General features: G+C 68.6%; 2 protein-coding genes. Both read right to left on the reverse strand.

Translation table 11 applies throughout. The features are described from left to right. Positions 1-40: 40 nt before the first annotated feature. Positions 41-7,552: a hypothetical protein gene (locus VN634_18050; GenBank protein HXC52793.1), complete on the reverse strand. Its 7,512-nt coding sequence runs from the start codon at positions 7,550-7,552 to the stop codon at positions 41-43. Continuing rightward, entirely contained in the window at positions 7,549-17,073 is a 9,525-nt protein-coding gene (locus VN634_18055; GenBank protein HXC52794.1) for a hypothetical protein, read from the reverse strand. Before VN634_18055 ends, VN634_18050 begins: the two co-directional genes overlap by 4 nt. Positions 17,074-17,297 lie beyond the last annotated feature (224 nt).

Raw genomic sequence — 17,297 nt, forward strand, 5'->3', positions numbered from 1 at the left:
CTCGCGTAAGTGGCCGGTTGCCCGACGACCGATTCGGCGCCTACGGCATCTCCGATGTGGTTGTCGTCACTATCGGCACCGTCGTCGTCGCGGCCTGATCGGCGCCGGCTTCCGGACAGTTCGGATCGGTCGGCAGGCTGACGGCAGTCCTCAGGATGCCGAGAGCGTCGCCGGCCGTGATCGTCCCGTTGCCGTTGAAGTCGCATGCGCACGGCAGGCACTCGCCGATTCCGACCGACACGTTGAGCGTGATCAGTGCGTCGCCGGCCTTCACCTTGAGGTCGCCGGTAACGTCGCCGCAGAGGCAGTCGGCAATCGTCGTCGTCGTAACGCAACCCGGCAGAGGCTCCGCCGGAGGCGTACCTTCGCAGACACCTGCCGAACACGAGTCCGACGCAGTACATTCGTCGCCGTCATCGCAGGCTGCACCGTTCGGATCCGCTGCATTGCACGTGTCGCTGCCTTCGTTGCACGACTCGCTGCAGTTGCTGTCGCCGTCCGCTCCCGGGCACGGGTCGCCCGCGTGATTGCTGCAGCTTCCGCCGCTGCAGGTGTCGGCGCCGTTGCAGAACGTGCCGTCGTTGCAGGTCGTGCCGTTGTCGGCAGACACGTCAGCCGGACATTCGGCCGACGCACCGTTGCACGTCTCTTCCTTGTCGCATGCGCCGGCGGCCGGACGACATGTCGTAGCGGGCGATGCCAGCACATCGGCCGGACAGTCGAGCGAGGTTCCGTCGCAGGATTCCGACGAATCGCAGATGCCGGCTCCGGCCCGGCAAACGCCGGTGCGCTTCGAATCCGACGGGCACGTCGCGGCCGATCCGCTGCAGGTCTCGGCCGAGTCGCACACGCCGGCCGATCCGCGGCACGTCGTCTCCGCGCCGCGGAACGCATCGTCAGGACACGCGCCGGAGCTTCCGTCGCAGCTTTCCGGAGCGTCGCAGACGCCCGACGATCCGCGGCACGTGGTGCCCGCACCTTCGACGACGTCGGCGGGACAGTCGATTCCCGATCCGGTGCAGACTTCGGTGTGATCGCACACGCTCACCGCGATGCGACAGACTGTCTCGGCCTGCCTGTGCTCGTCGGCGCCGCAATCGTTGGACGCGCCGTCGCACGTTTCGGCCAGATCGCATCCGCCCGCTGCCGCGCGGCAGACCGACGTGCTCTTGGCATCGGCCGGACAGCTCGCCGATGCGCCCGAGCACGTCTCCTCGAGATCGCATGCGCCTGCCGAGCTGCGGCAGACGGTCGTGGACTGTGCGAACGTGTCGGCGGGACAAGCGCTCGCGACGCCGTCGCAAGCCTCGGCCGTATCGCAGATGCCGATCGCTCCGCGGCATGTTGCGGTGCTCTTCGCGTCGGCCGGACACGAAGCCGATGCTCCGCTGCAGTGCTCCGCCACATCGCAGATACCGGCAGAGCCGCGACAGGTCGTCGCCGACGACGCGAAGCCGTCGGTCGGACACGTGTTGGACGTTCCGTCGCACGATTCCGCCGTGTCGCACGAGCCGGCCGCCGTGCGGCAGACCGAGCTGCTCTTGGCGTCGGCCGGACAGGTGCCCGTCGAACCGGTGCAGGTTTCCGCGAGATCGCACGGCCCTGCCGATCCGCGGCAGACCGTCGACGAAGAGCTGACGACGTCGGCAGGACAGGTGCCGGAGGTTCCGCTGCACGTCTCGGCGGCGTCACAGACACTCGCCGATCCGCGGCAGACGACCGTCGAGCTTGCGAAGTTGTCGCCCGGACAGGTGCCGGACGTACCGGTGCAGCTCTCGGCAACGTCGCACACCGAGCCGCTCGATGCGCGGCACGGGACCTGCGACGACGCGAACTGGTTGGCCGGACATGCTGCGCTGTTGCCGTCACATGTTTCGGCGATGTCGCAGACCGAACCCGACGACGAACGGCACACCGTCGACGTCGGACTCTTGAGATCAGCCGGACACACGTTGCTCGCTCCGGTGCAGTTCTCCGCAGGATCGCAGATGCCGCCCGATGCGCGGCACACCGTCGACGACGGCGCGACGACATCCGCCGGACACGCGCTGGTGCCGCCGGTGCAAAGCTCGGCCGCGTCACAGATCGAACCGGACGACGCACGGCACACCGTGGAAGTCGGCGCCAGGCCGTCGGCCGGACAGGTGCTGCTCGCTCCCGTGCAGCGCTCGGCGGCATCGCAGACGCCAGCCGATCCGCGGCACACGACCGACGACGATGCGAACGCGTCGGCAGGGCATGTCGCCGACGCACCGCTGCAGTTCTCCGCGACATCGCAGATCGAGCCGTTCGACGCGCGGCACGTCACCGTCGATGCGGCGAATCCGTCGGCCGGACACGTCGCCGAAGCTCCGGTGCAATTCTCGGCCACGTCGCATACCGAGCCGCTCGACGCGCGGCACTGGACCGTCGACGACGCGAACTGGTTGGCCGGACACGCGGCCGTGCTGCCGTCGCAGGTTTCTGCCGCATCGCAGATGCTCGTAGCCGAGCGGCACACCGTCGACGTCGGGCTCTTCGAGTCGGCCGGACAGACGTTGCTTGCGCCGGTGCAGTTTTCGGCGGGATCGCAGGCGCCGCCCGATGCGCGGCAGACCGTCGACGACGGTGCGACCACATCCGCCGGGCACGCGGCGGTGCCGCCGGTGCAGAGCTCGGCGGCATCGCAGATCGAACCGGACGACGGGCGGCACACCGTCGACGTCGGTGCGAGGCCGTCGGCCGGACACGTGGCACTCGCGCCGGTGCAGCTCTCTGCCGCATCGCACACGCCCGCCGATCCGCGGCATACCACCGTGGACGCCGCGAATCCGTCGGCCGGACACGTCGCCGAACCTCCGGTGCAGTTCTCGGCGACGTCGCACAGCGAACCGCTTGATGCGCGGCACTCGACCGACGACGGTGCGAACAGGTTCGCCGGGCAAGCCGCAGTGCTGCCGTCACAGGTTTCGGCCGCGTCGCAGATGGTCGTGGCCGCGCGGCACACGGTCGACGTCGGGCTCTTCTGGTCGGCCGGGCACGTGTTGCTGGCGCCGGTGCAGGTTTCCGCCGGATCGCAGCTTCCGCCCGATGCGCGGCAGACCGTCGACGACGACGCGAATCCGTCGGCCGGGCAATCGGATGTTCCGCCCGTGCACAGCTCGGCAGCGTCGCAGATCGAGCCGCCGGACGGACGGCAGACCGTGGATGTCGGTGCAAGGCCGTCGGCAGGACAGGTGCTGCTCGCGCCCGTGCAGCGCTCGGCGGCATCGCAGATGCCCGCCGATCCGCGACACACCACGGACGACGATGCGAAGCCGTCCGTCGGGCACGTCGCTGAAGCTCCGGTGCAGTTCTCGGCCACGTCGCAAAGTGAACCGCTCGAAGCGCGGCACTGAACCGTCGAGGACGCGAACTGGTTGGTCGGGCACGTCGCCGTGCTGCCGTCGCAGGTTTCTGCGACGTCGCAGATCGAACCGGACGACGTGCGGCACACCGTCGACGTCGGGCTCTTCAGGTCAGCCGGACACACGCTGCTCGCGCCGGTGCAGTTCTCGGCAGGATCGCAGATGCCGCCCGATGCGCGGCAGACCGTCGATGACGGGGCGACCACATCCTCCGGACAGTCGGCGGTGCCGCCGGTGCAGAGCTCGGCGGCGTCGCAGATCGCGCCGCCGGAAGGACGGCAGACCGTGGCCGTCGGCGCCAGGCTGTCGGCCGGACAGGTTGCACTCGCTCCCGTGCAGTTCTCCGCCGCATCGCAGACGCCCGCCGATCCGCGGCACACGACTGTGGAGGATGCGAAACCGTCGGCCGGACACGACCCCGTAGACCCCGTGCAGGTTTCGGCCACGTCGCAGAGCGAACCGCTCGATGCGCGACACGGCACCGTCGAGGCCGCGAATCCATCCGCGGGGCACGTCGCCGAAGCTCCCGTGCAGTTCTCGGCGACGTCGCAGACCGAGCCGCTGGCCGCGCGGCACTGTACGGTCGACGCCGCGAACTGGTTGGTCGGACATGTCGCCGTGCTGCCGTCGCAGGTTTCGGCGACGTCGCAGATCGAACCCGAGGACGAACGGCACACCGTCGAGTTCGGACTCTTGAGGTCGGCCGGACACGTGTTGCTCGCGCCGGTGCAGTTCTCCGCAGGATCGCAGATGCCCGCCGATGCGCGGCAGATCGTCGACGACGATGCGAACCCGTCCGCCGGACACGCGGCGGTGCCGCTGGTGCACAGCTCGGCGGCGTCGCAGATCGAGCCGCCCGACGGACGGCAGACCGTGGATGTCGGCGCCAGGCCGTCGGCCGGACACGTTCCACTCGCTCCCGTGCAGTTCTCTGCCGCGTCACAGACGCCCGCTGATCCGCGGCAGACGACCGACGATGAGGCGAATCCGTCGGCGGGGCATGTCGCCGAACCGCCGGTGCAGTTCTCGGCGACGTCGCAGACCGAGCCGCTGGACGCGCGGCACTGGACCGTCGACGACGCGAACTGGTTGGCCGGGCATGCGCCCGTGCTGCCGTCACAGGTTTCGGCCGTGTCGCAGATCGTCGTGGCAGAGCGGCACACGGTCGACGTCGGGCTCTTCGAGTCGGCCGGACACGTGTTGCTGGCGCCGGTGCAGTTCTCCGCAGGATCACAGATACCGCTCGACGCGCGGCACACCGTTGACGACGGTGCGACGACGTCGGCCGGACACGCGGCAGTGCCGCCGGTGCACAACTCGGCGGCGTCGCAGATCGCGCCGCCCGACGGACGGCACACCGTGGACGTCGGCGCGAGGCTGTCGCCCGGACATGTTGCGCTCGCGCCCGTGCAGTTCTCCGCCGCATCGCAGACGCCGGCCGATCCGCGGCAGACAACGGACGACGACGCGAAACCGTCTGCCGGGCAAGTCGACGAAGCTCCGGTGCAGTTCTCGGCGACGTCGCATAGCGAGCCGTTCGAAGCGCGGCACTGGACCGTCGACGCTGCGAACTGGTTGGTCGGGCACGCCGCGGTGCTGCCGTCACAGGTTTCGGCGACGTCGCAGATCGAACCCGACGACGAACGGCACACCGTCGAGTTCGGGCTCTTCGAGTCGGCCGGACACGCGTTGCTCGCGCCGGTGCACGTCTCCGCCGGATCGCAGATGCCGCCGGATGCGCGACAGACCGTCGACGAGGATGCGAAACCATCGGCCGGACACGCCGCGGTGCCGCTCGTGCACTGTTCGGCGGCGTCGCAGATCGATCCGCCAGACGGACGGCAGACCGTCGCCGTCGGTGCCAGCGAGTCGGCAGGACATGTTCCACTGGCTCCGGTGCAGTTCTCGGCCGCATCACAGATGCCGGCCGATCCGCGGCACACGACCGTAGACGCCGCGAATCCGTCGGCCGGACACGTTCCGGAAGCTCCGGTGCAGTTCTCGGCGACGTCGCAGACCGAGCCGCTCGAAGCGCGGCACTGGACTGTCGAGGACGCGAATCCGTCCGCCGGACACGTCGCCGAGCCTCCGGTGCAGTTCTCGGCTACGTCACAGATCGAGCCGTTCGAAGCGCGGCACTGGACCGTCGATGCCGCGAACTGGTTGGTCGGACAGGTCGCATTGCTGCCGTCACAGGTTTCGGCGACGTCGCAGATCGAACCCGACGACGAACGGCACACTGTCGAGTTCGGGCTCTTCAGGTCAGCCGGACAGGTACTGCTGCCACCCGTGCAGTTCTCCGCAGGATCGCAGACGCCGCCCGACGAGCGGCAGACCGTCGACGACGATGCGAACCCGTCTGCCGGACACGCCGCGGTGCCGCTCGTGCACTGCTCGGCGACGTCGCAGATCGAACCGGACGACGGACGGCAGACCGTCGCCGTCGGTGCGAGAGAGTCGGCAGGACAGGTTCCGCTCGCTCCCGTACAGTTTTCGGCGGCATCGCAGATGCCTGCCGAACCGCGGCACACGACCGTCGAGGATGCGAAGCCGTCGGCCGGACACGTCGACGAAGCTCCGGTGCAGTTCTCGGCTACGTCGCAGAGCGAGCCGCTCGACGCGCGGCACTGGACGGTCGAGGACGCGAATCCGTCGGCCGGACACGTCGCCGAGCCTCCGGTGCAGTTCTCGGCCACGTCGCAGATCGAGCCGTTCGACGCGCGGCACTGGACCGTCGAGGCCGCGAACTGGTTGGTCGGACACGTCGCATTGCTGCCATCACAGGTTTCGGCGACGTCGCAGATCGAACCGGACGACGCACGGCACACCGTCGAGTTCGGGCTCTTCGAGTCGGCCGGACACACGTTGCTCGCGCCGGTGCACGTCTCCGCCGGATCGCAGATGCCGCCCGATGTGCGGCAGATGGTCGACGAGGATGCGAACCCGTCCGCCGGACATGCGGCGGTGCCGCTCGTACACTGTTCGGCGACGTCGCAGATCGCACCGGACGACGGACGACAGACGGTGGACGTCGGTGCCAGCGAGTCCGCAGGACATGCTCCGCTCGCCCCTGTGCAGTTTTCGGCGGCATCGCAGATGCCCTGCGAGCCGCGGCAGACCGTCGCCGTCGTAAGGACGCCGTCGGCGGGACACGTCGCCGACGCTCCCGTGCAGTTCTCGGTGACGTCGCAGCTGCCGGCCGACGCGCGGCACAGCGTCGACGACGGCGCGAATGTATTCGCCGGGCACGTTGCGTTGGTTCCGTTGCAGCGTTCGTCGGCGTCGCAGACGCTGGTCGCGCTGCGGCAGACCGTCGTGCTCGGCTGGAAACCGTTGGCCGGGCAGACCGTGCTCGATCCGGTGCATTTCTCGGCCGCATCGCAGAGCGACGTCGCGCTGCGGCACGTCGTCGTCGATGGTGCGAAACCGGTGCTTCCACTGGCCGGACACGTGGTCGAGGTTCCGTTGCAGGTTTCGGGGACGTCGCAGAGCGCCGTTGCCGTCCGACAAGTCGCGCCCGCGTTGCCGGCGCTGCACGTGCCGCTCACCGTGTCGCAGATGTCGAGCGTGCACGCGTTCTGGTCGTTGCAGTCGGAGTTGCTGAGGCACCCGCAATTGATCTGAGCTCCCTCACCGCAGGCAGCGACGCACTGGCCGTTCGTGCAATCGGCGTTCGTGCTGCAGCTCGAGTTGTCGTCGGTGCAGCGCGAGACCGTCTGACCCCCGGTATCACCGAGCGACGTCGAATCGAGTGTCACAAAGACACTGGTTTTCGCGAGGCACTTGACCTTGACCAGCGCGATGTCCCCGTCGGTGAACGGATCGACCGGAGCCAGGCTGTCGACGATCGCGAAGCGGCACGTGTTCGGATCGACCGAGCAGCCGCCGTTGGTTGCAGCCGAGCCCGACGTGCAGCTGCTTCCATAGTCGAGGCAGTCGAACGCGCCCGAGCCGTTCAGCGTCGCGGCCGCACCAGCAACGTCGAACCCGCCCGACTCCAGATTGATCGTCAAAGTGCACTCGGACCCGACCGGACACGCACGGCTCTGCAGCACGATGCGTGGCGCATCCGGACAGGAGCTCACTCCTGCAGATGCGATCGAGGAGCTCGCGAAGACAGCCAGCGCAGCGGCCAGGGCAATCCGGAACGGCTTGATGGATTTCATTTCGTGTTCTCCTCCGCGGGAACCACTTCTTGCGCCTGATCCTGACCGTGCAGGGACAGACCTTCGGTCGAACCGTATTCGGTCGACCCTACCTTTACGCTGCCACCGTGGTGGCGAATTCTGAGGACCGGCCCCTTGCCGATGCTCTCGTCGGGCAATCCGGGCGTCACGACGACACCGGCATGCCCATCGGTAACGATCTGATGAATCTGGAAGCCGCGCTTGACGAGCCGGCGGCTCAGTCGCACGTGCTCGGCGCCGGCACCGGTATCGAGCGTGACGTGCAGACCGGCAACCGCACCGGCCTCGTCTCCCTTCAAGCGGACAACCGAGCGGTCGGCATCTTCGGTCGCTGCGAGCTCGCGCACCGCGACGAACGCGGCGACGTCCTGGGCCGACGACGGCCCTGCCCCCGCGCACGTATCCGGTGAGAACGTCCCGACGAGGCGCCGCACCGCGCAGATCGCGTCGGCGACGTCGGTTCCGTTCTGGCAGTTGCAGTCGCCGCCGCACGTGCAGTCGAACAGCGGATTGGCGTCGCCGACCACGCAGTGCACGACCGCAATCGGATCGCCGGCATCGATGCCCGGCGTGGTGTTCGCGTCGCCCGGCTCGCACGCGGCGCACGAGTAGTCGGCGCATTCTTCGACCGGGCAGACGAGCACCGGATCGCCATCGGCGGAGGCCAGCGTGGTATCGCCGAGGCACAGCGTGCCGCTTCCCGCTTCCGAACAGAGCACGCTGACGCGCGCGATTTCGCCGTTCGAGAAGTTGGTCGGCGGCGGAGTCACGTCGGCGACCAGCAGCGCGCATGTCTCATCGATCGCGCAGGTTCCATTGGATGCCGCGGTGCCGACCGTGCAGCTGGTGCCGCACGTCGAAGCCGGATCGCCGACGAGCGAGGTATCGACGTCTCCGACCGACAGACCGTTCGTTGCGAGGCCTACCGACACCGTGCAGCTGCGTCCGACGAAACAGCTCTGCGTGGCCGGCAGCGTGAGCTGCGCGCACGCATCGCACGAAGCGGTTCCTTCGACGCACGCCGTGCCGGTGAGGCACGGATCGCCTGCATGCAGGCTGCACGAGCCTCCCGAGCAGGTGTCCGCGCCGGTGCAGAAGAGGCCGTCGGTGCACGGATCCGAATTCGGGTTGTGGGTGCAGATGCCGGCGCCGTCACAGACGTCGGTGGTGCAGACTTCCGAGTCGTCGGTGCACGAGGTGCCCTCGTCTTCGACTGAATCGGCCGGACAGCCGGCAGCGGTTCCGGTGCAGGTCTCCGTCGGGTCGCAGGCGCTGTCGATCGATGGACGGCAGACGATGGTCGTATCGAGGAACGCATCGGCCGGACACGTCGCGGAAGCGCCGGTGCAGCTCTCGGCCGCATCGCAGATTCCGCCGGACGCGCGGCAGACGGTTTCGGTCGAGACGAACGCGTCTGTCGGGCATGCCGCATCGCTTCCGTTGCAGCTCTCGGAGATGTCGCACACGCCGGCCGTGCTGCGGCATTCGGTCGTCGACGGCTCGAGCACGTCGGACGGACACGCCGCCTCCGACCCGGTGCAGCTCTCCGGCGTATCGCAGACGCCGGCCGATACGCGGCACGCCTGCGAGGACGCAACGAATCCGTCGCTCGGACATCCGGCAGACGTGCCGTTACAGCTCTCGCTCGCATCGCAGACGCCGGCCGGGTCGCGGCAGACGCTGGTCGATGCGACGAACGCGTCGCTCGGGCAATCGTACGCCGAGCCGTCGCAGTGCTCGTCGAGATCACAGACGCCGGCGCCCGCGCGGCAGACGACGGTCGTCTGCTCTACGGTATCGGCCGGGCATGCCGCCGACGTGCCGTCGCAGCTCTCGATCACGTCGCAGATTCCGCCCGAGGCGCGGCAGGCTGTGTCGGTCGTTGCGAAGGCATCGGCCGGACATGCGTTCGATTCGCCGGTGCAGCTTTCCGCGATGTCGCAGATTCCCGCGGCTCCGCGGCAGACAGTCGTCGACAGTGCGAGCGAATCGGCCGGACATGCCGCGCCGCTTCCGCTGCAGCTCTCGGCAATATCGCACACACCGTCCGCACTGCGGCAGACGGTCGCGGACGACTGGAATGCATCGGTCGGACACGCTGCGCCCGAGCCGGTGCAGCTCTCGGCCGTATCGCAGACATCCGCGGCGGCGCGGCACGTCGTCGAGGACGCGACGAAAACGTCTGCCGGACAAGCGGCAGTCGAGCCAGTGCAGCTCTCGCTAGAGTCGCAGACACCGGCGGCCGCGCGGCATTCGCTCGTCGACGCGACGAACGCGTCGGTCGGGCAGTCGTGGGTCGAGCCGTCGCAGCTCTCGTCGAGATCGCAGACGCCGGCGCCCGGACGGCAAGCGAACGTCGTCGGGCGCACCGCATCGACCGGGCATGCCGCAGAGCTGCCGTCACAATTCTCGATTGCATCGCAGACGCCGCCGGATCCGCGGCAGACCGTGTCCGTCGACGTGAATGCGTCGCCCGGACACGCGGCGCCGGTTCCGCTGCAACTCTCGGCGATGTCGCATACGCCGGCTGCACCGCGACAGACCGTCGCCGTAGACGCGAAGTCATTCGACGGACATGCGAAGGATTCTCCATCGCACGATTCGGCGACGTCGCAGATCGACGCTGCCACGCGGCAGGTGACTCCGGACGGAACGACGGCGTCGGCCGGACAGCTGTCCGATGTTCCGTCGCAGGTTTCGACCGCATCGCAGCCGGCGGCCGACGGACGGCACACGCCCGTGCTCTTGGAGTCCGACGGACATTCGACCGCGATACCGGTGCAGGTCTCACGCGTGTCGCAGACGCCGGCGGCACTGCGACAGACGGTCGTCGTCGGTTCGAGCAGATCGGCGGGACATGCCGCCCCGGAGCCGGTGCAGGTCTCCGCGGCGTCGCAGACGTCGATCGCATCGCGGCAGGTCGTCGACGACGAGACGAACGCGTTGGCCGGGCAAGCGGCGGTCGATCCCGTGCAGCTCTCGGTCGCGTCGCAGACGCCCGTCGACTCGCGGCATACGCTCGCCGAAGCCACGAAAGCATTGGCCGGACAGTTGTTCGTGGACCCGTCGCAATTCTCGCCGGTGTCGCAGACTCCGGCGCTCGCGCGGCAGACGACCGTCGTGTCGCGAACAACATCGGCCGGACATGCCGTGTCACTGCCGGTGCAGCGCTCGAGCGCGTCGCAGATCCCGCCAGCCGGGCGACAGACCGTCGCCGACGTGCGCAGCAGATCGCTCGGGCAGGCGACGGCGCCGCCCGTGCAGTTCTCGGCTGCATCGCAGACATCGACCGCGCTGCGACACACCGTTGCGGACGAACGGAATCCATCGGTCGGGCACGCCGCGGTCGAGCCCGTGCAGCTCTCGACGGCGTCGCAGACGTCCGCGGCTGCGCGACAGGTCGTCGACGTCGATGCGAACGTGTTTGCCGGGCACGCCGCCGCGGTTCCGGTGCACACTTCGGCCGGGTCGCAGACGCCGGCAGACGCACGGCATCCGGTTGTCGTCCCTGCGAACGCATTGGCCGGACATGCCGCGTTCGAACCGTCGCAGTTCTCGGCCACGTCGCAGACGCCCGCGACGCCGCGGCAGAGCGTCGACGTATCGCGCACCGTATCGGCCGGACAGAGCGACGAAGTGCCGGTGCAGTTCTCGGCCACGTCACACACCCCGGCTGCGAGCCGGCACGCCGTCGTCGATGCCGAGAATACGTCGCCGGGACACGACGGCGCCGTGCCGGTGCAGCGTTCGTCCGCGTCGCAGACGCTGACCGCAATGCGGCAGACCTTGTTGCCGTTCGTGAACGAGTCGGCCGGACACGCCGTCGATGCGCCGCTGCAGGTCTCTTCGTTGTCGCATGGCGACACGACCGCACGGCACACCGTGGTGTTCGGCTGCAGCGAGTCGCCAGGACAGACCGACGAAGTGCCGGTGCATCTTTCGGCTGCGTCGCACACGTCGACGGCGTTGCGGCAGATTGTCGTCGATGCCGAGAACGTGTTGGCCGGACATGCAGCACCGGTGCCGCTGCACGTTTCGGTTGCGTCGCACGTGCTGACGGAAAGGCGGCAGTTCGTGCTGGTCGAAGCGAATGCATCGGCCGGGCATGCGGCCGCCGAACCGCTGCATGTCTCGATCACGTCGCAGATGCCTGCCGAGGATCGGCACGTCACCGAGGTCGACCGGAACGAATCGGTCGGACACGAAGCCGCGGTGCCGGTGCAGTTCTCCGCCGTATCGCAGACGCCGGCTACCGAGCGGCAAGTCGTGGACGACGACCGGAACGAATCCGCCGGACACGCGATCGCCGTTCCGGTGCAGTTTTCCGCGACGTCACAGACGTCCGCCGCGGAGCGGCAGGTCGTCGACGTCGGAGCCATCGTATCGGCCGGGCACGCTGCCGCGCTGCCCGAGCAAACCTCGTCTCTGTCGCAGACGTCGACCGAGATGCGGCATGTGGTCGACGAGCCCTGGAACAGATCGGTCGGACACGCCGCGGCGCTGCCGCTGCAGCTCTCCGCCGTGTCGCAGACGCCGGCTGAGGTGCGGCACACCGTATCCGTCGACGTGAAGCTGTCGGCCGGACACACGGCATCGGTGCCGTTGCACTGCTCGGACGTATCGCACACGCCGGCCGTGCTTCGGCAGACCGTCGATGACGAAGCGAATCCGTCCGCAGGACACGCGAATGCCGTGCCGTCGCACGATTCGGCGACATCGCAGATCGCGATTGCCGAACGGCAGATCGTACCCGTCGTGGCTGCACCGTCCGCCGGGCAGCTGTTGGACGATCCGTCGCAGCTTTCGACCGCATCGCAGCTGTCGGTGGCGGAGCGGCAGACAGAAGTTCTCTTGGTGTCGGTCGGACACGCGGCCGCGGAGCCGGTGCAACTCTCTGCAGAGTCACAAACGCCGGCGGCGTCGCGGCACGTGGTCGAAGAGTCGAGGAACGCATCGGTCGGACAGGCGGCCGATGCGCCGGTGCAGCTCTCGACCGTATCGCAGACGCCGTTCGATGAGCGGCAGACCGTGCCGGACGGCTCGAACGTGTCGCCCGGACATACCGCGTCGGTGCCGCTGCATTGTTCGGCCGCGTCGCAGATGCCGGTGGCGCTGCGGCAGATCGTCGATGCGGCCGCAAAATCATCGGCCGGACAAGAGAAGGCGATGCCGTCGCACATTTCGGCAACGTCGCAGACCCCGGTCGCCGACCGGCACGTCGTTCCGGATGCGGAAGCGGCGTTGGCCGGACAGCTGTCGGATGTTCCGTCGCAGGTCTCGAGCGCATCGCAGCTGTCGGTCGACGCGCGGCACACCGCCGTGCGTTTCGAATCCGCGGGACAGGTCGAGGCCGAGCCGCTGCAGGTCTCGACGGCATCGCAGATCCCGGCCGCGCCGCGGCACGTCGTCGACGAATCGAGGAATGCGTCGGTCGGACAATTCGCCGACGCGCCGGTGCATGCTTCGGCCGTATCGCAGACTCCGGCAGCGTCGCGACACGTGGTCCCCGATGTGACGAACGAATCGGCCGGACACGCCTTCGCGGCGCCGTCGCAGGTCTCCGCGGCGTCGCAGACGCCGGCTGCGCTGCGACAGACGGTTGTCGAATCGGCGATCGCATCGGCGGGACACGCGTCGGTTGTTCCGTCGCAGCTCTCGGCAACGTCGCATCCGCCGGCGGCGTCGCGGCACACGGCCGAGCTCTTGGCATCGGTCGGACAAGCGGCCGCCGTGCCCGAGCAGGCCTCGGCAAGATCGCAGACTCCGGCGCCGTCGCGGCATACGACGAGGATCGTCGCGAACGCATCGGTCGGACATGCGGCCGATGATCCCGTGCAGTTTTCCGTCACGTCGCACACGTCGGCGGCCTGGCGGCACGGCGTTGCCGATGCGATGAAAGCGTCGGTCGGGCAGGCATTCGCCGATCCGTCGCAGATTTCCTCGGTATCGCAGACGCCGGCCGACGCGCGGCAAAGGCTGGTCTTCTTTGTATCGGACGGACACGACGTGGCCGTGCCGTCGCAGACTTCGGCTTCGTCGCAGATGCCGCCCGCTCCGCGGCACGTGGTGCCGACCGTCGAGACGACGTCGGCCGGACAGCTGTCGGAGGATCCGTCGCACGTCTCGACCGCATCGCAGCCGTCGGTTGCCGTGCGGCACACGGATGTGCTCTTCGAATCGGCCGGACAGGCTGCAGCGGTTCCGCTGCATGTTTCGACGCTGTCGCAGATGCCGGCCGAGTCGCGGCACGTCGTCGACGAATCGAGGAATGTGTCCGCGGGACACGCGGCCGAGGCGCCCGTGCAGGCTTCCGCGGTATCGCAGACTCCCGCGGAATCGCGGCATCCGGTGCCCGACGCAACGAAAGCATCGGCCGGGCAATCGGTGGACGCGCCGTCGCACGTCTCCGCGACGTCGCAACTGCCGGCCTCGATGCGGCACGTCGTACCCGAGCCCGCGATCTGATCGGCCGGGCATTCGTCGGACGCACCGTCGCAGATTTCCGCCACATCGCAGCCGCCGACCGCATTGCGGCACAGCGACGTGCTCTTCGTATCCGCCGGACAGCTTCCCGAACCGTTGCAGGTCTCGGCGCTGTCGCAGATTCCCACCGAGCTCCGGCAGAGCGTCGACGTCGATGCGAAGGCGTTGGCCGGACAGGCCGCGCCCGAACCGGTGCACGATTCGGCCACGTCGCAGATCGAAGCGGCGCCGCGGCAGGTGGTACCTGCCGTGACGAATCCATTGGCGGGACAAGCCGCGGAGGTTCCAGTGCACGATTCGGCAGCGTCGCAGACGCCGGCCGAGCCGCGACACGTCAGCGACGTGCTGGCGAAAACGTTGGCCGGACAGGAAGTCGAGATCCCGTCGCACGTCTCTGCAACGTCGCAGACGCCCGCTGCCGAACGGCAGGTCGTTGCCGTGGTCGCTACGACGTCCGTGGGACAGTCATTGCTGGTGCCGTTGCATGTCTCCGCAGCGTCGCACGAGTCGACGGACGGACGGCAGAGCGTCGTTCGCTTCGCGTCGGCCGGACACGTGGCCGCGGTGCCGGCACAGCTCTCGGCAACGTCGCAGGTGCCGGCCGATCCGCGGCACAGCGTTGCCGAAGTGAGGAACGCATTGGCCGGACAGGCCGCCGCCGTTCCGTTGCAGAACTCCTCGGCGTCGCAGATCCCCGCGGCCGCACGACAGCTCGTCGTCGTCGAGGCGAATCCGTTCGCCGGACAGGTGGTGGACGTTCCGGTGCAGACTTCGGCGACGTCGCAGACGCCGGCCGTGCCGCGGCAAAGTGCGCCGGAATTGCCGGCCGGATGCGCGCACGTGCCGGAACCGTTGCATTCATCGAGCGTGCACGGGTTCGCGTCACTCGTGCAGGACGTGCCTGCCGCCACTGCGCAGCTGTCGACGGATTCGTTGCACGAGTTGTTGCATTCGGTGGTGCACGGACTGCCGGCGTGACCGCAGGTGCCGCCGCCGCAGGTGTCCGCGCCGTTGCAGAACAGGCCGTCGTCACACGGCAGCGTGTTGGTGCTGTGCGTGCACGTGTCGTTGTTCTCTTTGCAGAGGTCGTCGGTGCAGACGTTGTCGTCGCTGCACAGATTGGGCGGCCCGCCGAGGCACGCCCCGCTGCCATTGCAGGCATCGTTGATGGTGCAGAACTGGCCGTCGTCGCAGCTCGTCGTCGTGGGAGCAAAAGCGTTCGCCGGGCACGACGCAGCAGCGCCGGTGCAGGTTTCCGCGACATCGCAGCCGTCGGCCGCCGTGCGGCAGACGACCGTGGTACCGGAAAGCGTATCCGCCGGACACGCGTCGGAGGTGCCGCTGCAGATTTCGGCCGGGTCGCAGACGCCTGCCGATGCACGGCAAGTCGTTGCCGTAGTGCGTTTGGTGTCAGCAGGACACGTCGCAGTGCTGCCCGTGCAGCTCTCCGCTACGTCGCAGATGCCGCCGGCTGCGCGGCAGCTCGTCGCCGTCGTCGCAAACGCGTCGGCCGGACAGGCGGCAGCCGTCCCGTTGCAGACTTCGGCGACGTCGCAGACACCGCCCGACGCGCGGCACTCGGTCGTCGTGGTGAGAAACGTGTTGGCCGGGCACGTGGCCGTGCTGCCGGTGCAGCTCTCCGCGGTATCGCAGACACCGCCCGAGCTGCGGCAGACCGTCGTGCTCGCAACAAAAGCGTCGGCCGGACAGGCGGCGGCAGCGCCGGTGCACGTTTCGCCGGTGTCACAGATTCCGCCCGATGCGCGGCAGACCACGGTGGTCGGGCCGAACACGTCCGTGGGACAGTTGTCCGAGGTGCCGTTGCAGGTCTCTGCTACGTCGCAGATGCCGCCCGACGCGCGGCACGTCGTCGAGGTGGTGCGTTTGGCGTCGGCGGGACACGCTGCGGCAGTGCCATTACAGTTCTCCGCCGCATCGCACACTCCAGCCGCCCCGCGGCAGGTCGTCGTCGACGCCGCGAAACCGTTGGCGGGACAGGTGGTCGCCGTTCCGCTGCAGACTTCGGCCACGTCGCAGACGTCGGCAACACCGCGGCAGACAACTGAAGACGTGGCGAACGAATCGCCGGGACACACCGAAGACGTGCCGGTGCAGGTTTCGACGACGTCGCAGACGCCGCCGGACGCACGGCACGCCACCGACGTCGAGGAGAAACCGTTGGCCGGACATGCCGGCGAAGTTCCGTCACAGTTCTCTGCGGCATCGCAGATCGCGGTCGAGGCGCGGCAGGTTACCGACGTTGCCGACAGGACGTCGGCCGGGCACGTGTCACTGGTCCCGTTGCAGGTTTCGCTCGGATCGCAGATGCCCGCCGACGCGCGGCAGACGGCTGTGCTCTTCGCGTCGAGCGGACAGGTCGCGGCTGCGCCGTTGCACGTTTCGGCGGGATCGCAGATGCCGTTGGAAGTTCGGCAGACGACCGCGGTGGTCGCTACACTGTTGCCGGGACACGCCGCCGACGAACCGGTACAGGTCTCGGCAACATCGCAGACGCCCGACTGACTGCGACAGACCGTCGAAGTCGGGGAAAGGGTGTCGGCCGGACAAGTCGTCGCTGTACCGTCGCAGCTCTCGGCCGGATCGCAGACACCGGCGCTGGTGCGGCACACGATGCCCGAGGCTGCACTGGCGGAATGGGCGCAGTTGCCGAAGCCGTCGCACTGATCAACCGTGCAGATGAAAGAATCGGATGCGCAAGGAGTTCCTGCCGTTGTCACGACATCGGTCGGACAGTTGGCCACGAGCGCACGGCTCTGAATGCCGCATTTCTCGACGGTGTCGCAGGTGGGATCGGCCGCGGCGCGGCAGTCGATGTTCTGCCCCTTGAACGTGCAGTTGGTGGTACAGCACGGGCCCGTCTCGCATTCCTCGCTGGCCGCCAGCACGCCGTCCGGAGCGCCGCCAACACATGTGGCGAACGCTGCGGAGCCGTCGAGAACGACCAGCCCCAGGCACAGCGACGCGCAGAGGATCAGCTTGGTGCCAAAAATTCTCATCCACCCTCCCGGTCGAAACCGCTCCCCAGGCCAGCGGGTCTCCCGTGTTCCGGCTCATTTTTCTGCGTGCCCGCACGGACGGAGGGCCCCCCTCGCCGATCGGCATTCAGCGCAATCAAGAATTGTGCTCCCCGCAGACTCCGATTTCTATACGAGCTTTCGTGCCTGTACTCCAAGAACCCCGGTGCCGCCGCAGCGGAAACGCACGATCGACTGCCGCGTTC

The organism is Candidatus Limnocylindrales bacterium (assembly GCA_035571835.1).
Taxonomy (GTDB): domain Bacteria; phylum Desulfobacterota; class Binatia; order UBA1149; family CAITLU01; genus DATNBU01.

Bases quoted from the DNA above. Each gene is read 5' to 3' on its own strand.
- VN634_18050 (HXC52793.1), bottom strand. From the start codon at position 7,552: ATGAAATCCATCAAGCCGTTCCGGATTGCCCTGGCCGCTGCGCTGGCT.
- VN634_18055 (HXC52794.1), bottom strand. From the start codon at position 17,073: ATGAGAATTTTTGGCACCAAGCTGATCCTCTGCGCGTCGCTGTGCCTG.